Source organism: Pseudomonas massiliensis (genome assembly GCF_000826105.1).
GTDB lineage: Bacteria > Pseudomonadota > Gammaproteobacteria > Pseudomonadales > Pseudomonadaceae > Aquipseudomonas > Aquipseudomonas massiliensis.
Genome location: NZ_CCYK01000007.1, coordinates 1,032,842 through 1,056,308, shown reverse-complemented (window position 1 = coordinate 1,056,308; position 23,467 = coordinate 1,032,842). Strand labels below are relative to the sequence as shown.

27 protein-coding genes are annotated in these 23,467 nt (G+C 64.0%); 9 read left to right on the top strand and 18 right to left on the bottom strand.

Annotated elements, in window-relative coordinates; all coding sequences use genetic code 11:
- Positions 1-50: 50 nt before the first annotated feature.
- Positions 51-185: a hypothetical protein gene (locus BN1188_RS22105; RefSeq protein ID WP_267904443.1), complete on the bottom strand. Its 135-nt coding sequence runs from the start codon at positions 183-185 to the stop codon at positions 51-53.
- A gap of 140 nt (positions 186-325) precedes the next feature.
- Between BN1188_RS22105 and BN1188_RS15755 the strand changes: the two genes are divergently transcribed.
- Positions 326-1,150: an NAD-dependent epimerase/dehydratase family protein gene (locus BN1188_RS15755; RefSeq protein ID WP_040262361.1), complete on the top strand. Its 825-nt coding sequence runs from the start codon at positions 326-328 to the stop codon at positions 1,148-1,150.
- 140 nt (positions 1,151-1,290) lie between these two features.
- On the opposite strand, the gene BN1188_RS15750 is transcribed toward BN1188_RS15755, so the two are convergent.
- On the bottom strand, positions 1,291-2,463 hold the full coding sequence (locus BN1188_RS15750) for a zinc-dependent alcohol dehydrogenase (protein ID WP_040262360.1): 1,173 nt from the start codon (positions 2,461-2,463) through the stop codon (positions 1,291-1,293).
- A complete protein-coding gene (locus BN1188_RS21625) occupies positions 2,463-3,278 on the bottom strand; it encodes an SRPBCC family protein (RefSeq protein ID WP_040262359.1) in 816 nt (271 codons plus the stop codon). Before BN1188_RS21625 ends, BN1188_RS15750 begins: the two co-directional genes overlap by 1 nt.
- A gap of 207 nt (positions 3,279-3,485) precedes the next feature.
- Here BN1188_RS21625 and BN1188_RS15740 point away from each other — a divergent pair, with 207 nt between their 5' ends.
- The 4 genes from BN1188_RS15740 (at position 3,486) to BN1188_RS15725 (ending at position 8,315) form a co-directional block, all read left to right on the top strand.
- Complete coding sequence (locus BN1188_RS15740; protein WP_040262358.1) at positions 3,486-4,019, top strand: hypothetical protein; 534 nt, start codon at positions 3,486-3,488, stop codon at positions 4,017-4,019.
- An 18-nt stretch (positions 4,020-4,037) separates the two neighbouring features.
- On the top strand, positions 4,038-5,051 hold the full coding sequence (locus tag BN1188_RS15735) for a zinc-dependent alcohol dehydrogenase family protein (RefSeq protein ID WP_040262357.1): 1,014 nt from the start codon (positions 4,038-4,040) through the stop codon (positions 5,049-5,051).
- A gap of 109 nt (positions 5,052-5,160) precedes the next feature.
- A complete protein-coding gene (locus tag BN1188_RS15730; RefSeq protein WP_040262356.1) occupies positions 5,161-6,156 on the top strand; it encodes a sulfate ABC transporter substrate-binding protein in 996 nt (331 codons plus the stop codon).
- A gap of 134 nt (positions 6,157-6,290) precedes the next feature.
- Positions 6,291-8,315 (top strand): acyltransferase family protein, encoded by a 2,025-nt coding sequence (locus BN1188_RS15725; protein ID WP_052469300.1) that lies wholly within the window; start codon positions 6,291-6,293, stop codon positions 8,313-8,315.
- A gap of 48 nt (positions 8,316-8,363) precedes the next feature.
- On the opposite strand, the gene BN1188_RS15720 is transcribed toward BN1188_RS15725, so the two are convergent.
- The 10 genes from BN1188_RS15720 to ccmA form a co-directional block, all read right to left on the bottom strand.
- The gene (locus BN1188_RS15720; protein ID WP_040264045.1) at positions 8,364-8,777 is read right to left on the bottom strand and encodes a hypothetical protein; all 414 of its coding nucleotides are present in this window, start codon (positions 8,775-8,777) and stop codon (positions 8,364-8,366) included.
- Positions 8,778-8,791: 14 nt separating this feature from the next.
- The gene (gene ccmI, locus BN1188_RS15715) at positions 8,792-9,976 is read right to left on the bottom strand and encodes a c-type cytochrome biogenesis protein CcmI (RefSeq protein WP_040262355.1); all 1,185 of its coding nucleotides are present in this window, start codon (positions 9,974-9,976) and stop codon (positions 8,792-8,794) included.
- Positions 9,969-10,436 carry a cytochrome c-type biogenesis protein gene (locus tag BN1188_RS15710; RefSeq protein ID WP_040262354.1) on the bottom strand — a complete coding sequence of 156 codons (468 nt, stop codon included), beginning with the start codon at positions 10,434-10,436 and terminating at the stop codon, positions 9,969-9,971. The genes ccmI and BN1188_RS15710 overlap by 8 nt, the downstream gene beginning before the upstream one ends.
- Entirely contained in the window at positions 10,433-10,969 is a 537-nt protein-coding gene (locus BN1188_RS15705) for a DsbE family thiol:disulfide interchange protein (protein ID WP_040262353.1), read from the bottom strand. Before BN1188_RS15705 ends, BN1188_RS15710 begins: the two co-directional genes overlap by 4 nt.
- Positions 10,966-12,939: a heme lyase CcmF/NrfE family subunit gene (locus BN1188_RS15700; protein WP_040262352.1), complete on the bottom strand. Its 1,974-nt coding sequence runs from the start codon at positions 12,937-12,939 to the stop codon at positions 10,966-10,968. Before BN1188_RS15700 ends, BN1188_RS15705 begins: the two co-directional genes overlap by 4 nt.
- Entirely contained in the window at positions 12,936-13,379 is a 444-nt protein-coding gene (gene ccmE, locus BN1188_RS15695) for a cytochrome c maturation protein CcmE (protein ID WP_040262351.1), read from the bottom strand. Before ccmE ends, BN1188_RS15700 begins: the two co-directional genes overlap by 4 nt.
- Positions 13,376-13,549 carry a heme exporter protein CcmD gene (ccmD, locus tag BN1188_RS15690; protein ID WP_040262350.1) on the bottom strand — a complete coding sequence of 58 codons (174 nt, stop codon included), beginning with the start codon at positions 13,547-13,549 and terminating at the stop codon, positions 13,376-13,378. Before ccmD ends, ccmE begins: the two co-directional genes overlap by 4 nt.
- Entirely contained in the window at positions 13,546-14,307 is a 762-nt protein-coding gene (locus tag BN1188_RS15685; protein WP_408633610.1) for a heme ABC transporter permease, read from the bottom strand. The genes ccmD and BN1188_RS15685 overlap by 4 nt, the downstream gene beginning before the upstream one ends.
- 23 nt (positions 14,308-14,330) lie before the next feature.
- Positions 14,331-15,014, bottom strand: a complete 684-nt coding sequence (gene ccmB, locus BN1188_RS15680) for a heme exporter protein CcmB (protein WP_232430932.1) — start codon at positions 15,012-15,014, stop codon at positions 14,331-14,333.
- Between the two features lie 118 nt (positions 15,015-15,132).
- Positions 15,133-15,771: a cytochrome c biogenesis heme-transporting ATPase CcmA gene (gene ccmA, locus BN1188_RS15675; RefSeq protein ID WP_040262348.1), complete on the bottom strand. Its 639-nt coding sequence runs from the start codon at positions 15,769-15,771 to the stop codon at positions 15,133-15,135.
- Positions 15,772-15,933: 162 nt separating this feature from the next.
- Between ccmA and fliK the strand changes: the two genes are divergently transcribed.
- The 4 genes from fliK (at position 15,934) to BN1188_RS15655 (ending at position 19,634) form a co-directional block, all read left to right on the top strand.
- Positions 15,934-17,511, top strand: coding sequence for a flagellar hook-length control protein FliK (gene fliK, locus BN1188_RS15670; RefSeq protein WP_040262347.1), 1,578 nt, complete (start codon positions 15,934-15,936; stop codon positions 17,509-17,511).
- Entirely contained in the window at positions 17,508-17,864 is a 357-nt protein-coding gene (locus BN1188_RS15665) for an EscU/YscU/HrcU family type III secretion system export apparatus switch protein (protein ID WP_040262346.1), read from the top strand. The genes fliK and BN1188_RS15665 overlap by 4 nt, the downstream gene beginning before the upstream one ends.
- 235 nt (positions 17,865-18,099) lie before the next feature.
- On the top strand, positions 18,100-18,753 hold the full coding sequence (locus BN1188_RS15660; protein ID WP_232430931.1) for an RHS repeat-associated core domain-containing protein: 654 nt from the start codon (positions 18,100-18,102) through the stop codon (positions 18,751-18,753).
- Between the two features lie 44 nt (positions 18,754-18,797).
- On the top strand, positions 18,798-19,634 hold the full coding sequence (locus BN1188_RS15655; protein WP_232430930.1) for an RHS repeat-associated core domain-containing protein: 837 nt from the start codon (positions 18,798-18,800) through the stop codon (positions 19,632-19,634).
- An 87-nt stretch (positions 19,635-19,721) separates the two neighbouring features.
- Here the strand turns inward: BN1188_RS15655 and BN1188_RS15650 are convergent, their stop codons facing one another.
- From BN1188_RS15650 to motD, 5 genes are all read right to left on the bottom strand, one after another.
- Positions 19,722-20,114: a DUF2802 domain-containing protein gene (locus tag BN1188_RS15650; RefSeq protein ID WP_040262345.1), complete on the bottom strand. Its 393-nt coding sequence runs from the start codon at positions 20,112-20,114 to the stop codon at positions 19,722-19,724.
- A gap of 1 nt (position 20,115) precedes the next feature.
- The gene (locus BN1188_RS15645) at positions 20,116-20,595 is read right to left on the bottom strand and encodes a chemotaxis protein CheW (RefSeq protein WP_040262344.1); all 480 of its coding nucleotides are present in this window, start codon (positions 20,593-20,595) and stop codon (positions 20,116-20,118) included.
- A gap of 64 nt (positions 20,596-20,659) precedes the next feature.
- The gene (locus tag BN1188_RS15640; RefSeq protein ID WP_084596238.1) at positions 20,660-21,769 is read right to left on the bottom strand and encodes a CheW domain-containing protein; all 1,110 of its coding nucleotides are present in this window, start codon (positions 21,767-21,769) and stop codon (positions 20,660-20,662) included.
- A 1-nt stretch (position 21,770) separates the two neighbouring features.
- Positions 21,771-22,559 (bottom strand): ParA family protein, encoded by a 789-nt coding sequence (locus BN1188_RS15635; RefSeq protein WP_040262343.1) that lies wholly within the window; start codon positions 22,557-22,559, stop codon positions 21,771-21,773.
- A 23-nt stretch (positions 22,560-22,582) separates the two neighbouring features.
- Positions 22,583-23,464 (bottom strand): flagellar motor protein MotD, encoded by an 882-nt coding sequence (motD, locus tag BN1188_RS15630; RefSeq protein ID WP_040262342.1) that lies wholly within the window; start codon positions 23,462-23,464, stop codon positions 22,583-22,585.
- Positions 23,465-23,467 lie beyond the last annotated feature (3 nt).

Sequence of the window (23,467 nt, the reverse complement as noted above, 5' to 3'; positions counted from 1 at the left end):
GGCAAGGTTAACCCGCCAACCCCGCCCCTCGCTATCGGCCACCTTGCGCTTCAGCCGGCGGCCAAGGCTCGACCCAGGTGCCACAAGCCTTCGTCGATGTGGTTCAGTCCGGGCGCGGCGAAGGATAGCCGCAGGCTGGCCGGGTCCGCCTGTTCATCGTCGAAGGCGTGCCACGGCACGCTCATCACGTCTTGCTAGAGCAAATAAACGAGCTTTGGGCAGAACATCATGCCTTGCCGGCATGACCTTAGCTTTGACAATTACGCGGCCTTGGCGATACTGGCGCTGTCATACGACAACAGATAACGACAATAACGGAGGCTTCATGACCGCATCGAGCACCGCCGCCCCTTCATCCCGGCGGCTTCTTCTTACCGGCGCCGCCGGGGGGCTGGGGAAAGTTCTGCGACAAACCCTCAAACCTCACGCTTCGCTGCTGCGCCTGTCGGATATCGTGGAACCGCAAGCGCCACAGGAAAACGAGGAAGTGGTGGTCTGTGACCTGGCCGACAAAGCGGCCGTGGACCAGCTGGTCAAGGGCGTGGACGCCATCCTGCACTTCGGTGGCGTATCGGTGGAACGGCCGTTCGAAGAGATCCTCGGCCCCAACATCTCTGGCACCTATCATATCTACGAGGCTGCCCGCCGCCATGGCGTGAAGAAAGTCATCTTCGCCAGCAGCAACCATGTGGTCGGCTTCTACAAGCAGAGCGAAACCATCGACGCCCTGGCGCCACGTCGGCCGGATGGTTACTACGGGCTGTCGAAGTCCTACGGTGAAGACCTGGCGACCTTCTACTTCGACCGCTACGGCATCGAAACCCTGAGCATTCGTATCGGCTCATCGTTCCCCGAGCCGCAGAACCGCCGCATGCTCTGCACCTGGCTCAGCTATGACGACCTCACCCAATTGATCGTCAAGGGCCTGGAAACGCCCAACCTTGGACACACCATCGTGTACGGCATGTCGGATAACCCGACCGTATGGTGGGACAACCGCCTGGCCGCGCATCTGGGGTACGAACCGAAGGACGGTTCGGCCCGCTTCGTCGACAAGGTGGAAGCCCAGCCGCCAGTGGCCGCCGACGATCCGGCAGCGCTCTACCACGGCGGCGCTTTCACGGCACAGGGGCCCTTCGAAGAGGCCTGAGCGCTCCACGAGCCCAGCACCGCTGGCGAAGCGGTCATGGATGACCATCCGCCAGCCAGCTCAGCTGCAACCTATCGAATGGGACCCAGCGCCAGCTGGGGAAGGAGCCGGCAGCGGTGTTGGGCCACCGGCTGAAGCGTTCACGCGGGCTTGAATACTGCCCGCAGGCATTGGTCGCCCTTCTCCTTGAACAACCGGTACCCTTCCGCTCCGTCTTCCAGATCCATGGGGTGAGTGAGCAGCCAGGAAGGGTCCAGTTCACCGGCCTGGATGTGCTCGAACAATCGTGTGGCGTAGCGCTGCCCCGGTTGTTGCCCGGCGCGTAGGGTCAGGCCCTTGTTCACCACCGCGCCCATGGGGAACTTGTCCAGCAGCCCGCCATACACACCCACTACCGAGACCGTGCCGCCCTTGCGACAGGCGCGGATGGCCTGGCGCAGCACGGTGCCACGCTCGGTGTGCAGGCGCAGCAGCTGCTTGGCCTTGTCATAGACGAAATCCACCTCGGTGCCGTGGGCCTCCATGCCCACGCAGTCGATGCAGCGGTCTGGCCCGCGACCACCGGTGAGCTCGAGCAATGCCTGGTGGATATTGGTGGTCTGGTAGTCCAGGGGAATGGCGCCGAGCTTGTTCTCCGCCAGGGTCAGGCGGTCGCTCAGGCGGTCGATGGCGATTACCCGTTCGGCGCCGAGCAGATAGGCGCTGGCGATCGCCATCAGGCCCACCGCGCCGCAGCCCCATACGGCCACGGTGTCGCCTGGCTGAATGCCGGCGTTATCGGCGGCAAAATAGCCCGTGGGCGCGGCATCGGAAACGAACACTGCCTGCTCGTCAGTGACGCCGTCGGGCACCTTGAACAGGTTCACGTCGGCATAGGGCACGCGGATGTAGGTGGCGTGGCTGCCGGCATAGCCACCGAAGGCATGGCTGTAGCCAATGATGCCGCTGCAGGGTTGCCCGTAGGCCATCTCGGTGACGCAGGGATTGGGGTTGGAGTTGTCGCAGCAGGAGAAATCTTGCCGCCGGCAGTGCTCGCATTCGCCACAACCAATGATGGATACGGTAATCACCCGATCGCCCTTGCGTACCGATTTCACCCGCGCCCCGACCTCCACCACTTCGCCCAGGAATTCATGGCCCAGGATATCTCCGGCGTGCATGGTCGGCACGTAGCCGCCGAGCAGGTGCAGGTCAGAGCCGCACACCGAGGACAGGGTGACCTTGATGATCGCATCCTGGGGGTTGATCAGCTTGGGATCAGCAACGGTTTCCACTTGCAGGCGGTTAGGCCCTTGCCAGGTCAGCGCGCGCATCAGTGTATACCTCCTTCCAGGGTCTCGCCGGCCACTGGCGATTCAGCTTGCCCGCGATGATCGGGGTGAATGAACAGGAAATCGCGTTCGCCATTGCGTCCTCGGCTGGTGGCGATCTCGCCGGTTTCCATCTGCTGCTTCAAGGCGCGCAGTAGGTACAGCAGGGCTTTATGGGTGAAGCGACTGATCAACGACGCCAAGGCGTATCCCGGCGCGCCCTTGGGCGGCTCGGTGGCCAGCACCAGGCGGATCTCCGTGCCTTGTCCCTGCGGCGCCGGGCTGAAGCGTGCATCGGCCTCATGCTGCCAGACCCCTTCGCCCGGCGTGTTCCAGCGCAGCGCGCGCCCCGCCTCCGGCTCGCTCTGGACCAGCGTCCAGCCAAAGGTCCGCTCGCCCGGCCCGCGCACGCTCCAGCGGTAGGTATCGGGCCCGGTCTGTTCGATGCTATCGACCCAGGGAATCAGCGGACCGATATTGGCCGGGTCCCGACACCAGGCAATCACCTCTTCCACGGGCTTGTTCACGGTAATGCTGCGGCTGACCACCTTGCTGCTGGCCCAGCCGGTTTCAGCTTCCCACTCTTGTTCCATGGGGGTATGAGCCACCGCCGCCTTCAGCTCGCAACGGCCCTTGTAGCCGCGCCAAAGGGTCCAGCCGCCCAATGCCAATTGCAGGCCGCCCTTGAGGCCGCCAGCACGCAAGCCGTTCAGCAGCAGCGCGCCGCCTCCGGCCATGGAGAGCATCCGCTCGGGCTGGCTGAGGTTCGGGCCGCGCTGGTCGGCCTTGCTGGAGGCCAGGGTAGGTCGAGTCGCCATGGGCATTTCCTTCTTCGCTGGGCTTTTTCGAGAGATCGACGCCAGGGCCCGGCGTTCAATCCGGCTTTGGCATTCCGGACGAAGCGATGCGCTGGAAACTGCGACAGTCTCACGGACACGATTCAGCCATGAAGGAAACAGCAAGCCCGCCGCTGCGGTCCTATTGAAGACAGCCGTACAAGAACGGCGTCTGAAGAGGCCAGTATCGTGAAAATCGCGTGTCTTGGATGGGGCTCTCTGATCTGGAAGCCGGGAGACCTGCCTGTGGCAGGCCAGTGGCACCATGATGGGCCCGCGTTGCCAATCGAGTTTTCCCGGGTGGGCGACAGCCAGGAATTGGCTACCGCCCTCTGCGCCGATGCCCGCTCCATTCCAGTGTTGTGGGCATGGCTGGCTTGCGACGACCTGGCCCAGGCCTGCATGGCGCTGAAGGCCCGGGAAGGCATCCCGCCTGAACGTCACGATGGCGTGGGCAGCCTGGTCGTTACCCCGTCCGGGGGCCCTCTGCGCGCCTGGGCAGCAGAGCGCGGAATCGACGCCTTGGTCTGGACGGCGCTTCCGCCGCGCATCCATGGCATCGAGGGCCGTCTGTTGTCGATCGAAGACGCCCTCGCCTACCTCGGTAGCCTGCGAGGGGAAGCGCAGAAGCACGCTCGCGCCTACCTTGCCCAGGTGCCTCGGCAAATCGATACGCCGATTCGCCGTGCGGTGCGAGAACAGCTAGGCTGGGGCGAAATCTGAACACTTGGAGGAATTCGCATGAAAGCCGTCATCGTCAGTGGCCCCGGTGGCTTCGACCAGCTCAAGCAGGTTGACCTCCCCGACCCTGGCCAGCCGGGACCCGGTGAAATTCGGGTAGCGGTGCGGGCCACTTCGTTCAATTACCACGACCTGCTGGTCGCCAACGGCAGCATTCCCACGCCGGGGGATCGCATTCCCATGGCCGACGGCGCCGGTACCGTCGAAGCCGTGGGCCCCGGGGTGACCGAATTCAAGGTCGGCGATGCCGTGGTATCTACCTTCTTTCCCCAATGGCCGGCCGGCCCTGCCTTCGCAGAGGTCGGCAACTTCGCGCTTACGCCCGGGGATGGCGTGCAAGGCTTCGCTTGTGAATACGTGGTACGGCCAGCCAGCGCCTTCACCCTCGCGCCTCGAGGCTGGTCCCATGCCGAGGCGGCCACCATCACCACCGCGGGGCTGACGGCCTGGCGCGCGCTGGTGGGCGATGGCCAGCTCAAGGCCGGGGATAGCCTGCTGACGCTGGGCACCGGCGGAGTGTCGATCCTTGGCTTGCAACTGGCCAAGGCCATGGGCGCGCGGGTGATCGTCACCTCCTCCTCCGATGAGAAACTCGAACGCGCCCTGGCCCTGGGTGCGGACGAAGGCATCAACTACCGCCAGCAGGCAGAATGGGGCAAGGCCGTCCTCGAACTGACAGGGGGCCGCGGGGTGGACCATGTACTCGAGCTGGGCGGCCCCGGCACATTGGCGCAGTCCATCACGGCGGTGCGCGTGGGGGGGCATATTTCCCTGATCGGGGTGCTGACCGGGCGCCAGGGCGATGTACCCACCAGTCTGCTCATGGCCAAGCAGGCACGCCTGCAAGGGTTGATCGTGGGTAGCCGTCGCCAGCAGCAAGAGTATGTCGCCGCTCTCGAACAGACTGGCATCCGGCCAGTGATCGACCGCAGCTTTGCCCTCGGCGAGCTGGCCGACGCCTTCCGCTACCAGGAGGCGGGCAGCCACTTCGGGAAGGTGGTGGCGCAGTGGTGACGGAAGATCGCGCCTGGGCATAAGCTCAGGCGCTTTGGTGCTTTCGAGGGCTCCATGGGTTGGTTATAGTCGCGGTGCCCGAATCCCCATAGCTCCTAAGGACAGCCTCATGCGTAAACTGCTTGCAGCCTCGCTCTTCAGTGCGGGGGCGCTGCTGGCCAGCGCCGCCAGCGCGGCCCCTACCTTGCTGAATGTTTCCTACGACGTGATGCGCGACTTCTACAAGGACTATAACGCCGCGTTCCAGAAGCATTGGCAGGCCGAGCACGATGAGGCCGTTGCGGTGCAAATGTCCTTCGGCGGTTCGAGCAAGCAGGCACGGGCGGTGATCGACGGCCTGCCCGCCGATGTGATCACCATGAACATGGCCACCGACATCAATGCCCTGGCGGACAACGGCAAGCTGGTGCCCGACAATTGGGTAACCCTGCTGCCGAACAACAGCGCGCCCTTCACCTCGGCCACGGTATTCATCGTGCGCAAGGGCAACCCCAAGCAGTTGAAGGACTGGCCAGACCTGCTCAAGGACGGCGTGCAGGTGGTGGTGCCCAACCCCAAGACCTCCGGCAACGGCCGCTACACCTACCTTTCCGCCTGGGCTTACGTGCTCAAGAACGGCGGCGACGACGCCAAGGCCAAAGCCTTCGTTGGCAAGCTGTTCAAGCAGGCGCCTGTGCTGGACACCGGCGGCCGGGCCGCGACCACCACGTTCATGACCAATCAGATTGGCGACGTGCTGGTAACCTTCGAGAACGAAGCGGAGATGATCGCCCGGGAGTTCGGTCGCGACCAGTTCGAGGTGGTATACCCCAGTGTGTCGGCTGAAGCCGAGCCACCGGTAGCGGTGGTGCGGACGGTGGTCGACAAGAAAGGCACCGGTGCCCTGGCCACGGACTACCTGAAATACCTGTGGTCCAGCGAAGGGCAGACCATCGCTGCCAACAATTACCTGCGTCCACGTGACCCGGCCATCCTTGCCCAGTATGCCGACCGTTTCCCCAAGGTGGATTTTCTCTCCGTGGAGAAAACCTTTGGCGACTGGCGCAGCGTGCAGAAAACCCACTTCGCCGACGGCGGCGTGTTCGACCAGATCTATCAGCAGTAACCGCGCGGCCCGCTTGAATTCCCGCTCCGCGCCCATTAAGTTGTAAATCATCCCTTGCGCGTCGTTGCCCAAGGCCTCTTGCCGAGGCCTTGCGGTAGCGCGCGCGCCTTGCCGACCCTTTTCGGGGCCTCCCCATGACACTCGCGCACTCACCCGCTGTGCCTTACCGGCCAGAGGTCGATGGCCTACGCGCCCTCGCCGTCCTTCCGGTCATTCTCTATCACGCTGGCGTCCCCCTCCTGAGCGGCGGCTTCGTCGGCGTGGATGTTTTCTTCGTCATCTCGGGCTATCTCATCACCGGCATCCTGCTGGCGGAATTGAGCCGCGGGGAATTCTCCCTGCTGCGCTTCTATGAGCGTCGTGCCAGGCGCATCCTGCCAGCGCTGAGCGTCATGATGCTGGCTTGCCTGCCCATGGCCTGGCTCTGGCTGGACCCGCTGGACATGAAGGGCTTCGCCAAAAGCCTGGTAGCGGTACCACTGTTTTCCTCGAACCTGCTGTTCTGGCTGGAAAGCGGTTACTTCGATGGGGAAGCGGACCTCAAGCCCCTTGTCCATACCTGGACCTTGGGCGTAGAGGAACAGTACTACCTGCTGATTCCACTATGGCTGTTGCTGACCTGGCGCCTCGGTACCGGCATGCGCTGGCTGAGCCTGGCCGCGATAGCTTTGCTTAGCCTGGCTTGGGCTGAGCTCGGGGCCCGGGAGGCCAGCACCGCGGCCTTTTTCCTGCTGCCTGCACGGGCCTGGGAGCTGTTGCTGGGTTCGCTGCTGGCCCTGTATGCCCGCAGCCGGCCTGGCCACGCCCAGGGCACTGGCGTTCGGCAACAAGCCCTGGCCGCGCTGGGCTTGGGATTGCTCACGGCGGCGATTTTCACCTTTGACCGAAGCACCCCCTTTCCCGGCCTGCATGCGGCGGTACCTGCCCTGGGCGCTGCCTTGCTGATCCTGTTCGCCGGGCCAGGGACCCTGGTCGGCAGGCTGCTCGCCACTCGGCCGTTGGTGGGCATCGGGCTGATCAGCTACAGCGCCTATCTTTGGCACCAGCCTTTGCTGGCCTTCGCTCGCCATCGCAGCCTGCTGCCCCCTTCGCTCGAGCAGATGCTGGCGGTAGCCGCGCTTTCACTGGTGGTGGCCTGGGCCAGCTGGCGCTTTGTGGAGCGCCCCTTTCGGCAGCCCGGCCGCTTCGCACAGCGCCAGGTATTCACCGGCGCGGCCCTGGCTTCAGCGCTGTTCATGGCGCTGGGCCTCAGCGGCTTTCTCACTCAGGGGTTCGCCCGTCCAGGTGAGGACGCCGAACTGCTGCATGCCTTCGAAGACCCTACCGTGCGTGCCACCTGTGACCGGGATTATCGTGGCGACGGCTGGGGGATCGGACCCTGCCATTTCGGCGCGCCTGCTCTAGCCGAACACACGGACGTGGCGGTGTTCGGCGATAGCCATTCCGAAGCCATGCTACCGGCCTTTGACGAAGCCGGCAGGCGCGCGGGGCTGAGCATCGCCCACCTGGGCGTGGGCGGCTGCCCTCCCCTGCTGGGCGTGGACGTAGCCGTGGGCAACTACGGGCCCGGAGCATGTGCCGCCTTGGCCGAGCGGCAGCTGGCGTATGTACGGGAGCATGGGGTCAGGCATGTCATCCTGATCGCTCGTTGGTCGCTTTATACCAGCGGCGGCTATGGCCAGGATCGCATGACTCGATATTTCCTGGTCACACCTCAACAGCCAGGCCATAGCCAGGCCCTTTCCCGCCAATCCTTCAGCGCGGCCCTGTCTCGCACCCTGGCCGCATACCACGAACTGGGTGTCAGGGTGGATGTCGTGGCGCAGGCGCCGCAACAACTGGCCAACCCCAAGTACCTGTATTACCGGCTCGCTCATGAAGCAGGGGCCAGCGCCGAAGCCAAACGACAAGCCATACGCACCCTATCCATCCCGCTGGCCGAGCACGAACGGTTGCAAGGGTTCACGCGCAGCCTGTTCCAACAGCAACAGGCCCAAGGCAACCTGCGATTGCTCAGCCTGGATAGTCGCCTCTGCGACCGGCAGGCGTGCCTGATCGGTGACGACCGGTCCTATTACAAAGATGTCGACCACCTTAACGGCCACGGCGTCGCGCTCTTTACCGAGGATGTGCTCGGGTGGTTGTCTGGCGGATCCTAGGGGCAGGCCCCAACTCTATGCGCCTGCCCGGCAGCAATTCGGAGCCGCCTATGGATGCTGCCGCCCCAATCCGGGCGGTACGCCGCTGCTATCGGTGGCTTCCCACGGGCCGGCGGGGCTGGTGGCCCAGCTCCAGCCATTGTTCCAGCGATAGTAGGTACGCTGCCGGTAATACACACCAGGCTGGTTATCCAATACATAGACCCCCAGGCCTTGATCCCAATGGCTGGGCCCGCTCGGTGGCGGGGCGAAGCTGGCGGACGTGCGGGGCGCCGGGCGTTGGGCTGGCGCCGGTGGCGTCGGCTTGCTGGCCGGCGGTTTGCTAGCCGGCGGTTTGCTGGCTGGGGCCGTCTGGATAGGCGGCAAGGGCTCCGGCACAGGTTCACTGACGGGCCGCTGGACCGTACAGGCGCCCAGGCCCAATGCCAGGGTCAGCAGCATCAGGCGGGAAGTGACGGTCAGGGAGTGGGGCATGCTCAAGGTTCCGCGGTATCGATGATCAAGGTATAGGCGTTCGGTGCGCCAGGCACGGGCGCGCCGACGCCGGACCATTCGCCTTGGGTAGCCTGGCCGGAACGACTGACGCGTGCCATCACTTGGACATCCCTGAAGCTGGATAGTTTCAACCCGGGCTGCATGGCATCCGCGTCGCTGAGGGTAAGGCGCGCGGGCAAGTCCGCCGCGCGAAGGCGCCTGACCGCCAAGGGTATCGGTGGGCCAGAGGCGGCCCGGGCGAATACGAACACCGTGTCATTTGGCGCTACCCGGGTCGCGACCGTCGGGGCCAGGGCGACTTGAACATCCACCCCTGAAGCCGACGCCTCCTTGCCACCGGCGGTGAGTAACTCCGCCCGGGCCCGGTCAATGCCCGTCTGTAGTGCGGCGCGGGCCGGATCCGCAGGCCCCAGGGAGGCCTGGAGGCGTTGCCAGTAGCCGATGGCCGCCGCCCAATGCTTGCCTTCGAACGCGGCGATGCCCAACAGACCGAGGCTGGTACCTTCGGCGGGGTTGCGCTGCAGTGCTTCATCCACCAGCGCCTGGATCTGGCCGGACCACTGGCGTCCGGCGGCGAAATACATTGCCTGTGCCCATTGCCCCAGCAACTCTGGCGGTCGCCCGGCCAACTCGGCCGCTCGGGCGAACAAGGGCACGGCCTCAGCGGCTCGGTTCTGGTTCATGTAGGTCCGGGCCAAGAGGTACAGGCCATCCGGCGCATCGGGCTGGACCTGCACGACGCGCTCCAGGCGCGTCAGTTGCTCGGCCGGCGAAGCCGCGGGGGTGGCGAGCTCACGGCTGAGGCCGAGCCGCTCCAGGGCGCCGAAGTGCAGATATAACCCAAAGGCCACCAGCGGCACCGCCAGGGCAACACCCCAGATCGCCCACCGCCCTGTCCTGACGCCCGGCTGCCGTGGGTGTGGCTCGGTATGGGCTTCGGCCAGCAGAGCCCTGGCCATCTCTGCCTGGGCCGACTCCCAATCGGCCTGGCTCAGGCGCCCCGCCTCGCGTTCGGCGTCCAACAGGGCCAGGCGCTCGTGGTAAAGGCGCACGTTGACCCGGGCGCGAGTATCACAGCCCTGCCCCGGCGGCCGCCGCAGAGGCAGCAGCAGGAAGGCTGCGGCGATCGAAGCCAAGACCAGGGCGCTGATCCAAAAATCAAGCATCCTCATCACCCTTGAGCAGTTGGTTCAGCCGCGCTTTCTCATTCTCGCTGAGCGCGACCGGTGCCTGGCTGGAGGAACGCTGGCGCAGAAGCGCCCAGGCCAGCCCTCCCGCGGCAAGCAAGAAGCCCACCGGCCCTAGCCATAACAGCCAGGTGCGAGCCTCGAACCGCGGCTTGTAGCGCACATATTCCCCATAGCGCGCTACCAGGTAGTCGACGATCTGGGCGTCCGACTGGCCTTGCAGGAGGAGCCGGTGGATCTCCCGGCGCAGGTCCGCGGCAATGGGCGCATTGGAATCGGCGAGGTCCTGGTTCTGGCATTTGGGGCAGCGCAGCTCCTGGGTCAGGACGCTAAAGCGCGCCCTCTGCGCTTCGTCGGCGAAGCCATAGGTGTCGATGGCCGCCTCGGCCAGGCCAGGGCTCAGCAGAGCGGCCCACAGGGCCCAGACGCCCAGCCTCATGGTCGCTCTCCCGTCAGCAGTGCCTGGTAGCGCGGCGCCAGTTCATCGCGCCACACCTGCTCGTCGAGGATCCCCACATGCTTGTAACGGATCACGCCCCGGGCATCGATCAGAAAGGTTTCCGGCGCGCCATACACGCCAAGGTCCAGGCCGAGGGAGCCTTGGGGATCACTGATATTCGTCCGGTAAGGGTTACCCAGGCTGCGCAGCCAAGCCTTGGCCGCCGCGCCATCGTCCTTGTAGTCGATGCCATGAATGACCACGCCAGCGACCGCCAGCCGGATCAGGGTGGGGTGTTCCTCCCGGCACGCCACGCACCAGGTACCCCAGACATTGACCAAGGCCGGCCTGCCGAGCAAGGCGTCGCGGCGCAGGGGGCGGTCGTCCTCCACGCTGCTCAGCTGGAAGGCCGGGAAAGGCTGGCCGATCAGCGCCGACGGCAAAGTGGTCGGGTCCAGATAGAGGCCGCGATAGAGGACCATGCCCAGGCCCAGGAACAACAACAGCGGGAGAGCGAGCCAGACACGTTTCATGAAGCCTCCCGCGCGGCCTTGCCGAGCGTTGACCCGCTACGCTCGCGCGGGCGGCTACGGTAGCGCCTATCACTGGCGGCCAGAAGCCCGCCCAGCGCCGTAAGCAGCCCCCCAAGCCAGATCCAGCGAACGAAGGGCTTGACCTGCAAGCGCACGGCCCAGGCGCCGTCGGGAAGGGGTTCGCCCAGGGCTACATAGAGATCGGCGAAGAACCCGGGGTCGATGGCCGCTTCGGTCATCACCGAGCCCTGGGCGCTGTACAGGCGCTTTTCCGGATGCAGCACCCTCTCGGTGTGCCCGTTGCGGCTCACCTCCACGATGGCACGGTCGCCCTTGTAGTTGGGCCCGCGCATGGTCTGGGTACCACGGAAGATAAAGGTGTAGCCTCCCACCTCAGCGCTATCGTTGGGCGCCATGCGCAGATCCCGGGCGGCGTTGAGCTGGGTGGCGAACACCACTCCCACCGCCGCCACCGCCAGGCCCAGATGGGCCAGTTGCATGCCCCAGTAACTTCGACGCAACCGCCATAGCCCTGACACACCCTGGTGACGCAGCTTGTCGGCCAGGTCCCGCAAACCGGTGAATACTACCCAGACCGCCAGCCCGGTAGCCGTTGCCAGGGGCCAGCCCTGATACCCGCCAAAGATGGCGAAGAGCAGGCACAGCACCACGCTGGCGAGGGCCACAGGGGCGAGCATGCGCAGCAGCCAGGCGCCGGGCGTCGCTTTCCAGCGCATAAGCACGCCGGCGCCCAGGGTCAGCAGCAGCAGCCCCATGAGCGGCACGAACAGCATGTTGAAATAGGGCGGCCCCACAGACAGACGCGCTCCGGTCAATGCGTCCAGTAGCAAGGGATAGAGAGTGCCCAGCAGGATGGTAGCGGCCGCGGTGACCAGAAGAAGGTTATTGGCCAGCAGCAGTGCCTCCCGGGATGCCCAGGACCAGCCGACCTGGCTGCGCACCACGGGAGCGCGCAAGGCGAACAGGGTCAGCGACCCCCCTATGACCAGCAGCAGGAACGCCAGGATGAATACTCCACGCGTCGGGTCGGAGGCAAACGCATGGACTGACGTCAGTACGCCGGAGCGAACCAGGAAGGTACCCAGCAGGCTCAGGGAAAACGCTGCGATGGCCAGCAGTACCGTCCAGCTTTTGAACACGCCTCGCTGCTCGGTCACCGACAGCGAATGCAATAGCGCTGTGCCTACCAGCCAGGGCATGAAGGAGGCGTTTTCGACCGGGTCCCAGAACCACCAACCACCCCAGCCCAGCTCATAGTACGCCCACCAGGAGCCCAGGCTGATGCCGATGCCAAGGAAGCTCCAGGCCACCAGGGTCCAGGGCCGCGACCAACGCGCCCAGGCGGCATCCAGGCGTCCGCCCAGCAAGGCGGCGATGGCGAACGCAAAGGCCACGGAGAAGCCAACGTACCCCATGTAGAGCATGGGCGGATGGACAATCAGGCCAAAGTCCTGGAGCAAGGGATTCAGGTCGCGCCCTTCCAGGGGCACTTGCGGCAGAATGCGGGCGAAGGGGTTCGAGGTCGCCAGCAGGAACAACAGGAAGCCGCTGCTGATCAGCCCCATCACGCCCAATACCCGGGCCAGTACGTCGGCCGGCAGTTGCCGCGAACACATCGATACCGCAAAGGTCCAGCCTGCCAATATCAGTGCCCAGAGCAGCAGCGAGCCCTCATGAGCGCCCCAGACCGCGCTGAACTTGTAGTACCAGGGCAAGGCGGTATTGGAATTCTGGGCCACGTAGGCCACGGAAAAATCATTATGCAGAAACGCCTGGGCAAGGCAGGCGAAGGCGAACGACAGGAAGGCGAACTGCCCCCAGGCCGCCGGCCGCGCCAGAGCCATCCAGCCGGGCACCGCTCGCCAGGCCCCAAGCAGAGGCAGGGTGCCCTGGACCAGCGCCAGGCAGAAAGCCAGCGCCAGGGCCAGCTGGCCCAATTCGGGAGTCATGGGTTGGCTCCCAGGCGACCGCTCGCTTTCAAGGCTTTGTTCACTTCTGGTGGCATGTAGGTTTCATCGTGCTTGGCCAGGACCTCATCAGCCCGGACCACTCCCTGACCGTCGAGCACGCCCAGGGCGACTATGCCCTGTCCTTCCCTAAACAGGTCTGGCAAGATGCCATGATACTGGATAGTCACCGAGCGATTGAAGTCGGTAACCACGAAACTTACCTCCAGGCTGTCCTGGCTGCGACGCAGCGAGCCGCGCTCCACCATGCCACCGGCCCGGATGCGCGCACCCTGAGGCGCCTCGCCGCTGGCGATCTGGGTGGGTGTGTAGAACAGGTTGATATTCTGCCGCAGCGCGCTCAGTGCCAAGGCGGCAGCGACGCCCAGGCCGGCCAGCAATGCCAGCACCAGCAGCAGGCGTTTTTTGCGTACCTTGTTCATGCCTGCTCCCGGCGCGCTCGACGAGCGGCATCGAGGAGCAGGCGACGGCGTGCCCGCCAGGGCGCGATCAGGTTCCACGCCAACATGACAAGGCACACGCCATAGGCTGACCACACATAGGCGCCGTGACGCCCCATGGCGAGAAAATCGCCCAGACTGCTGAAACTCACCGCGCGTCCTCCCTGGCCATGGCCGTTTGCAGCGCGGCCCGGGCCCACTGACTGCGGCCTTCGCGAGCCAGCAGCTCGTAGCGCATCCGCAGCAGCAACACGAAGCCGAAGAAGCAATAGAAACCTGGCACCGTCAGCGCCAGCGGCGCCCACATTTCAGCCGGCATGGCCGGACGCGCGCCCAGGGTAAAGGTGGCGCCCTGGTGAAGGGTGCTCCACCAGACCACGGAATACTTGATGATCGGCAGATTTACCACGCCGACCACCGCCAGCACGGCACAGGCCTTGGCGGCGCTTTCCCGGTTATTGAGGGCCTGCCCCAACGCGATGACGCCCGCGTAGAGAAACAGCAGGATCAGCATCGAGGTCAGGCGCGCATCCCAAACCCACCATGTCCCCCAGGTAGGCTTGCCCCAGATGGAACCGGTAATCAGCGCCAGGGCTGTCATCGAGGCGCCTATGGGCGCAGCGCAGTGCAGGGCCAGATCCGCCAGCTTGAGCTTCCAGACCAGCGAGACGACCCCAGCCACGGCCAGCAGCAGGTAGCAGGACTGGGCCAGCATGGCCGCGGGCACATGGATGTACAGAATCCGAACGCTATCGCCTTGCTGGTAGTCCGGCGGGGCGAAGGCCAGGCCCCAGACAATGCCAACCAGCAACAACAGCGCCGCCAGGCCGCCCAGCCAGGGCAGGCAACGACCCGCCAGGGCAAAGAAGCGTGGCGGTGATGCCAGCCGATGAAACCAGGCCCAGCTCATACGCGATTCACTCTCATGCTTGATCATTCGTTCAGGCTGATACGCAGCCCAGCCACTACGGCCAAGGGTCCCAGGCTGAGGGTCGCCGCCGCCAGGCTGCCCAGCCACAGCAGGAACCCGGCCACCGGCAACCCTTCCAGAGCAGCGCGCAAGGCGCCGCTGCCCAGGATGAGCACCGGAATATATAAAGGCAGCACCAGCAAGGCCAGCAGCAGGCCACCGCGGCGCAGGCTGACCGTCAGGGCCGCGCCGATCGCGCCGAGCAGGGTAAGCACGGGCGTACCGAGCAGCAGGCTGACCACGAGGGTAGGCAGGCTGTACGAAGGTAGCCCAAGCATCAGGCCGAGCAGCGGCGCCAGCACGACCAGGGCCAGCCCGGACAATGCCCAGTGGGCGAAGAGCTTGGCCAGCACCGCGGGAAGCATGCCGTGGCGGCTCAGGGACCACTGTTCCAGGGAGCCGTCTTCGAAATCCTCGCGAAAAACACCCTCGAGGGACAACAGCACTGCCAGTACCGCCGCTACCCACACCAGCCCGGGTGCCATCTGCCGCAGCAGCGCCGGGTCCGCGCCCAGCGCCAATGGGAAGAGCGTGGCGACCACGGCGAAGAACACCAGAGGATGCGCCAGCGCCGATGGGCGTCTGGCCAGCAGTTGCCCTTCCCTGCGCAAGAGGCGGGCAAAGACCATGAGGCCGATAGCTTTCATCAGCGCGATTGCATCCAGCAGGAGCAGCGGCGGCCTAGAGCCAGGCCTGTTGATCGGAGCGTCACGAGGCACCTTCGAAACGGCGGCCGGCGATTATACACGGCGGCGGCCCAATCATTCATGAAGCCGACGCCTCAACGCCCAGGCGCAGCTCACGATAACGGGCCGGCATACGGCTCAACTCGTGGTGAGAGGTCAGCACCACCGCCCCGCCTTCTTCGCAGTGGCGCTGAAGGTGCGCCTCCAGGGCAGCCACCGAGGCGGCGTCCAGTGCGGTAAAAGGCTCGTCCAGCAGCCACAGCGGCGCTGGCGCCAGATACAGTCGGGCCAGCGCCACGCGCCGGCGCTGGCCGGCCGATAGCCGCTGGCAGGGTTGATCTTCATAACCGGCCAGCCCTACGGTGGCAAGGGCGGCGTGGATGGCAATCCGGTTCGCCGGCGCACCCAGGGCGCACAGCCAACTCAGATTCTCCAAGGGCGTGAGGCTCAGCTTCAACGCCGGCGCGTGCCCCAGCCACAGCAGATGGCGGGCCAGGTCCGGTAGCGCTCGTGGCAAGGGCTGACCATTGAAGCGTACCTCACCGGCAGTGGGCGTCATCAGGCCGACCAGCACTCGCAGCAACGACGTCTTACCCGCGCCGTTGGCTCCCGTGATCTTGAGCATTTCACCGCTGCGGACACTCAGGTTTAGGCCGTCGAAGAGCATTCGCTCATCACGCTCGCACACTAGGGCGTGGCCTTGCAGATGTACCGACACCTTGTGTTCTCCGTGGGCTAGCCGCTCGGTTCAAGTCTCCCCTGCCAAAGCCGATAGCGATAGCAATCACGACCTCGCTACCGCTGCCCGGGTGGCCGGGAATTATACACAGGGAGGCCCGGTAAAGACCGTGCCGCCTTTGGCACCTTGAGCGCGAGCCTAATGACCAACGAAATCAGCGCCGTGGCCGCGGCCGCCAACCTCGCTGCCGCCACCCGCTCCGCCGCGGCCAGCGCCGAGCTGCTCAAATTGTTGCAGTCAGTGGATGGCTTGCTCGAACCAGGGCAAAGCGCCAAGGCCGAGGTACTGTCCATCAAGCAGCTGCCGGGCCAGTTCCAGATGCTGCTGCAGGTCACCCTGGACAGCGGTCGCCAGGCAACGGTGCAGGTGGGCGGCACGCAGCCGCTGGCCATCGGCACCCCTTTGCTGGTCACCCGAATGCTGTCCGAGCAACTGTCGGTAAGCCTGGCCGGAGCACCGCGCACGGGCCTGACCACGCTGGACACCCAGCGACTGCCCGTAGGTACCCTGGTGCAAGGCAAGGTCGTCACCTCCGTGCCGCTAAGCAGCGACAACGGAGGTGGTTACCGCGCCATGGTTACCTTGCTCAATACCGCCCTGGCCGGGCAGACGCTGACCATCGACAGCCCGCAGCCACTGCGGCTGGGAAGCCTGCTCAGCGCCCAGGTGCAGGGCAGCCAGGCCCTGGGGCTGGTGCAATTGGGCGGCCAGCTGGACCAACTGGCCATCGCGCAACAGATCACTACCCAGGCGAGCCGTCAGGCATCGCTGCAGAGCCTGTTGAGCCTGATCCAGGCCAATCAAGGCGCCACCAGCCTGCCACCGGCCGTGCGGGAGGCCGCCTCGACGCTGCTCGCCCTGGCGCCTGGCATCACCGAGCTGGACAGCCCCGAGGCCGTGGCCCGGGTACTCAACCATAGCGGCGTGTTTCTGGAATCGGGGCTGCTGACCGGTAGTCTGGAAACGCCCGAGCTGGACCTCAAGGGTGCGCTGCTGCGCCTGGTGGCAACTATCTTGCCGAACCTGCCCAGCCAAGGAGCCGGCAATACGCCCAACCCCGCGACCGTGGCCACCATGCTAGCCACGGCGCCCGGCTTCGTTCGCAACGCCCTGGGCGTACTAGGCCAGATAGGGCCGCGTTCACAGGAAGCGCCCGGCTTTCCCCTGAGCGATCGTGCCTTGACCAAGGGCGCTCAAGAGGACGACCTGCAATCGCTGCTGCGCCTGGCCTCGGCCGCACTGTCACGAGTGCAGACCCATCAGCTCGCAGCCCTCGAGCAGAATTCGGGACATGCCCAGGGCACCCCGGTCCATAACTGGCAAATGGAAATCCCGCTGCGGGTGCTCAACGATATCGTGCCGCTGCAAGTGCGCATGCAGGCCCAGGACGCGCCCGAAGAGCGTGAAGCGGAGGTGGAGCGGGACGCCGACGGCAACCGCCTGCCTCCACGCAAGCTGTGGCGCCTGGACCTGGCCTTCGACCTTCCACGCCTGGGCCCACTGCATGTGCAGGCGCAGCTGTTCAACAGCAACCTCTCCAGCCAGGTTTGGGCGGAACAGCCTGCGACCGTGGCCGTGGTGCGCCGCGAGCTGCCCTGGTTCCGCGAGCGCCTGCTGGCGGCGGGCCTCAACGTAGGGGAACTGGACTGTCACAGCGGTCGCCCTCCCCAAGGCAACCGTACTCGTCTTCAGCAACGTTGGGTGGATGAAACCGCATGAGCCAACGCTACCCCCGCCAGGCCATCGCCCTGAGCTACGACGGCGTCCAGGCCCCTACCCTTTCCGGCAAGGGCGACGACGAACTGGCCGACGCCATCATCGCCATCGCCAAGGCCCATGAAGTACCCATCTATGAAAACGCCGAGCTTGTGAAGATGCTCGGCCAACTGGAACTGGGCGACAGTATTCCCCGGGAGCTGTACTTGACGATCGCCGAGATCATTGCTTTTGCCTGGTACCTGCAGGGAAAGATTCCGGTGGGAGTAGATATCAATCCGCCAGGGGAGCGGGATATAAGTCCTCATATGCCGATACCCGCCTTACACAGCGAGACTGGCGAAACAGAGTACTGATATCCGTGTACTATTTTCAGTTAGCCCAGGATGAGTTGCGATTTGGTATGTCATCAAGACCTGGCAGTTCGTGAGCTTTTCACGAAAGAATTTCAGGTATTGAATGGCGTCACCGTCACTTCTTCGAGTTAACGTAATGACCTCAGGGACTCACATCGTATCCACGCCCAGACTTCTAGCTTGCCAGATACCAGGCTCGCCTCTGTTGCGGCTTCTCAGTACCGAACTTACACGAGTGAGCTATACCCCTTTCGGAACTACTACGGATGCCGGGCGCTTGGGGTTCACCGGCAAGATTCGCGAGCCGCAGGGAACGCTGTATCTACTCGGCAACGGCTATCGCGCCTACCTACCGAACATCATGAAATTCGCGGCGGCCGATGAATTGAGCCCATTTGGTAAAGGGGGGCTCAATGCCTACACCTATTGTCGGAATCAACCAGTCACCCAACATGACCCCGCTGGAAGATTTCCGATAATGGCAGTTTTAGCCGGCTTCTTGGGAATAGCTGGCGTCGCGACGACTGTTGCAGGGGTTTCAGTGCGTGCTAATGAAGATTCTCCCTTGGCAATGGGCTTGATCATCATTGGCAGTATTGCTGCAGCAATAGGTACTGCCGGGCTCTTCCGGTCCGGTCTGAAGGTCGCTCGTCAACGTTCGAACGAACGAAGTCTAGTCATGACAACCAAGCGTCACGGTAACCCTGAAACTCTGACCATTTCCCGCGACCGGCGTAGTTGGCTTGATCCTTCCCAGCCTAACCGACATACGGATGAACTGAACGAATTTTTTACCAATCAAGTGAATGCGCGAGGAAGCAGACGCAATCTAGAACGGGACTGGCAAGGCGGCATGGCAGATCGCTTCGACCGAGCCTATGGCCGGTAGTTCGACGACCGCACTGTATGCTCGATATAAAGCCTAAGAGGCCTATGGCATTTCACCGCTCGGTCAGGACCCGACTACTGGCCACTGATCTCGCTGGCTCGGCGCTGGCGGCGAAAGCGTCTGGCCCTCGCTGTTCTGGCCATTACACGCCTTTCGGTCATTGCGCTCCAGGCCAGCAGGCGATGGGTTTTTGCGGAGTCTTCCGGGAGCGCTACGGTTTGTACCAGCTTGGACACGGCTACCGGGTGTATGCGCCGTCGCTCCTGCGCTTCAACCGGCCGGACGCATCAAGCCCCCACGGCGAGGGCGGTTTGAACGCCTACAGCTACTGTGCGGCAGAACCCATCAATCGGCAGGACCCCAGCGGTCGAAGCTTTTTCAGCAACTTGCTGGGGCGTGTGAAAGGGCTTTACCGCAGTAGGCGGTCTTTTCGAACTGGAAGAAAATACGGTGATCTTTATTCATTAGGGGGCGGTGTATTCGCCTTTGAGCATAAGCCTAGGGTAGTGACCATTCTCGCTCACGGGAATGTTGGAATTATTGGACTGAACGGGAAGCCTACAGGCGCGAAGCAAGCGTATGCATGGTTGAAGGAATCCGCCGTTCTCCAACAATCCGGTTTGCTTGATGATCCCAAGGCATTCAGGATAATGTCATGCCTGTCAGCCGTGCCCGATGAGCACGGCATGTCATTTGCGCAGGGGTTTGCAAAGGAAAGCGGAAACCCGACGAAGGGCTATCCCTATAAGGCGTTCGTTCGCCATGAATTCACCGGCATATTCGAACATGCCAAGTTGCCCGGGACCTTTTATGGAGCCCTACCTATGATGAGGGGGGATGCTCATGAAAGGTTTTACGCTTCTAAAACGTTTAAGCCATGATCCGGTAATGGTTTGGCCTGGGGCATCACCGCTGCCATAGCCAAATAAGCTTCGCGCCCATGTTCCTCTATGGGGTTCAACCAATGTTCACCCGCCATGCAACTTGCTCATCAACTCCGCCTCGGCCTGCGTCAACCCGCAGGCCTGGGTGAGTTCGTCGATGCTGGCGCCCATGTGCACCAGCTTGGCGGCCTGGGCAAACGAAAGCGTCTCCGGGTCTCGCTGCTCGAGCTGGAGCAGCTTGTCCGGCAGAGGCGCGACCACCGCGCGCAGTTCGTGGATGGCCTCGCCCATGCGCACGGTGCCGTTCTGGTAGTCGTCCAGGCGTTTGGCGAGCTCGCGGATGCGCTGGTCGCGCACCGCGTCGCCAGCAGCCTGTTCGGCGGCGATACGCTGCTGATTGCGGGTATAGGAAATGAACAGCGCCACCGACCCGGCCCACAGGATGGCCAGGACGATGACGGCGGCTTCGAGGATCAACTCAGATATTCTCCAGCTCAGACCACTCTTCTTCGGACATCATCTTGTCCAATTCAACCAGAATGAGCAACTCGCCGTTCTTGTTGCACACGCCCTGGATGAACTTGGCCGATTCCTCGTTCCCCACGTTGGGCGCGGTTTCCACTTCGGATTGGCGCAGGTAGACCACCTCGGCCACGCTGTCCACCAGAATACCGACCACCTGCTTGTCAGCCTCGATGATCACGATCCGCGTATTGTCGGTGACATCGCTGGACGCCAGCCCGAAGCGCTGGCGAGTGTCGATCACCGTCACCACATTACCGCGCAGGTTGATGATCCCCAGCACGTAGGCCGGCGCACCGGGCACCGGGGCGATTTCCGTGTAGCGCAGCACTTCCTGAACCTGCATCACATTGATGCCGTAGGTTTCGTTATCCAGGCGGAAGGTGACCCATTGCAGGATCGGATCCTCGGAACCCTGACCGGACGTTTTCTTCATACCTTCACCCCTCGCTCCCGCCGCTGCGGTCTATTGTACCTACCCTGGGCCATTGCCCCGGGACCTATCGTTTATGTCCAGGCCTGGTCTTGGTCCTGGCTTGGGATTGCGCCTTCGCTTCAGCCGCGGCTTTGGCCCGGGCCTCGGCTTCCTGTCGTTTGACCGCGCCGCTGGCAATCATTTCAGCCAATTGCGCTACATCCAGCAGCGCGCACATGTGCTCGATCACCGTGCCCGCCAGCCAGGGGCGCTGCCCCCGCTGCACCCGCCATTTGATTTCCCCCGGGTCAAGGCGCAGGGAACGGCTCACCGAGTGCACTGCCAACCCCCATTCATAGCCTTGCACCGAGATAACGTATTGCAGCCCTTGCTGGAAATCGTCCCGATAGCGATCAGGCATGACCCAGCGGGCGGTATCCAGTACCTTGAGGTTGCCACTGTGGCTGGGCAGCAGGCCCAGGAACCACTCGGGCTGGCCGAACAAGGGCGTCAGTTCCTGCCCGGCCAAGGGGTAGATCGACCCCAGACACACCAGAGGTACCGCCAGGGTCAGGCCAGCCACATCGAACAGCAGACACTCGAAGGGCTCGTCGGCCCAGGCGGGAAGGCCCTCCTCCACTGGCGTGCCCGGGCCTCCGGCCATGCCCGCGTAATCACTCCGGGGCAGCTGAACAGGCTCAGCGGGGACAACCGCCGGCGGCGCGGCCTCAGCCTCAGCCTGCGGCTGTTCCGGCATTTCCAAGGGCGCAGGTGGCACAGGCTCCGCTGGCACGGCTACCGGTACGGGTGCCAGCGCCTCGGCCAGGACGGCGACCGAGACCTGCGGCAAAAGCGAGGGGCCAGCCCAGCGACTGGGCTCATCGAACCGAGGCAGAGCCTCTACCTCGGCCACGGGCCGCGTGGCACGGCGAGGCTCCAGGGGCGCCGCGCTGGTTGGCGCAGCTAAGGGCCGCCGGGCGTCACGAATCTGCTCCTCGAGCACCGCTGCTTCGAATTCATTCAGGACAGGCAGCTCGGGCTCTGGCTGCGGCGCCTCCGACGCAAGCGCGGGCGCGGACGGGAGGATCACCTCCGGCTCAGCGGCGATTTCATCGGTGGCCTCCTGCAACAGCCCGTCCAGATAGGACTGCAAGGCCTGCCGCGGGCGCCGGGGAATGTCCACGGGACGGCTCATGTCAGGCCACCTGGGTGAGAAGTTGTTGCCCAAGCAGATGCTTGAGCAAGGCGCGGTAGGCGATCACCCCCCGGCTCTTGGAATCGAAGCGCGAGGGCGTCAGCCCAGCCCGGCTGGCATCGCGCAGACGGGTATCGACCGGGATGTAGCCTTCCCACACGCTGGTCTGCCAGCGATCGCGAAGTACCTTGAGAGTCCCCAATGACGCCTGGGTCCGACGGTCGAACAGGGTCGGCACGATGCTGTAGGGCAAGGGTTGCTTGCGCGAGCGGTTGATCATGGTCAGGGTATTGACCATGCGCTCCAGGCCATTGACCGCCAGGTGCTCGGTTTGCACAGGCACTACCAGCTGCTGGCTTGCCGCCAGGGCATTGACCATGAGCACGCCTAGCAGCGGTGGGCTGTCGATAAGCGCGTAGTCGAAATCCTGCCAGAGTTGCGCCAGCGCTTTGGCCACGACCAAGCCAAGACCGCTCTGGCCAGGCGATTGACGCTCCAGGGTCGCCAGCGCCGTGCTGGACGGCAATAGCGAGATTCGCTCTTCGTTGGTCGGTAGCAGCAATTGGCCGGGCAGCCCTTCAGGCACATGGCCCTTATGCAGGAACAGGTCGAAACAGCTGTGTTCCTGGCCGTCAGGGTCGTTGCCGAGATAGCTGGTCAAAGAGCCATGCGGGTCCAGGTCCACCACTACCACTCGCTTGCCCGCATCAGCCAAAAGGCCGGCAAGTGCGACTGTGGTGGTGGTTTTTCCGACACCACCTTTTTGGTTGGCGATTGCCCAGACTCTCATGCGCGGGGTTTCCGATAACTGAATTACAAGGCCGGCGACGGACTTTTGACTCCGGAGTCCAGGCCTGACGATACTGCCCCGGACGGTGCACTTTGTGTGCCAGCCCGCTTGAGCGCCGCATCGGGCGTGGCGTTGGCAGTACCCGACCCGGTCAGGCTGCGACGCACCTCCAGGTTTCGCGAAATCACCAGCACCACCCGCCGGTTGCGCGCACGACCGTCAGCGCTGTCATTGCTCGCCACCGGTTGGTATTCACCATAGCCTACCGCTGCCATGCGTCCGGGATCGATACCATCCATGGCTAGCATCCGCACGATGCTGGAGGCCCGCGCCGACGACAATTCCCAGTTGGTAGGGTACTGGGCGGTGCGAATCGGCTGGTTGTCAGTGAAGCCTTCCACATGAACCGGATTGGCGAAGGGCTGCAAGATACCAGCGACTTTTTCGATGATGGCAAAGGCGCGGTCACTGGGAATAGCGTCGCCGCTTCCGAAGAGCAGCCCGGATTTCAATTCGATCTCGATCCATAGCTCATTGCCACGGACCGTCAATTGGTCGGCGGCGATCAGGTCGCCGAAAGCATTGCGCACGTCATCAGCGATGGTTTGCAAGGCCTGCGCCTGGCCAACGGCGGCTTCGGGTTCTTCGTTCTCGGTATTCAACGGCGCGGCTGGCTGCGTGGTGCGAGGCCGCTCTTCACCGATGGGAATGGGCTTGAGGCTGCGCTGCTGTTCATTGAAGACGCCCACCAAGGCATCAGACAGCACTTTGTATTTGCCTTCGTTGATCGATGAGATGGAGTACATCACCACGAAAAAGGCGAACAGCAAGGTGATGAAATCCGCGTAGGACACCAGCCACCGCTCATGATTCTCATGTTCTTCAACCACCCGCCGACGACGCATCTG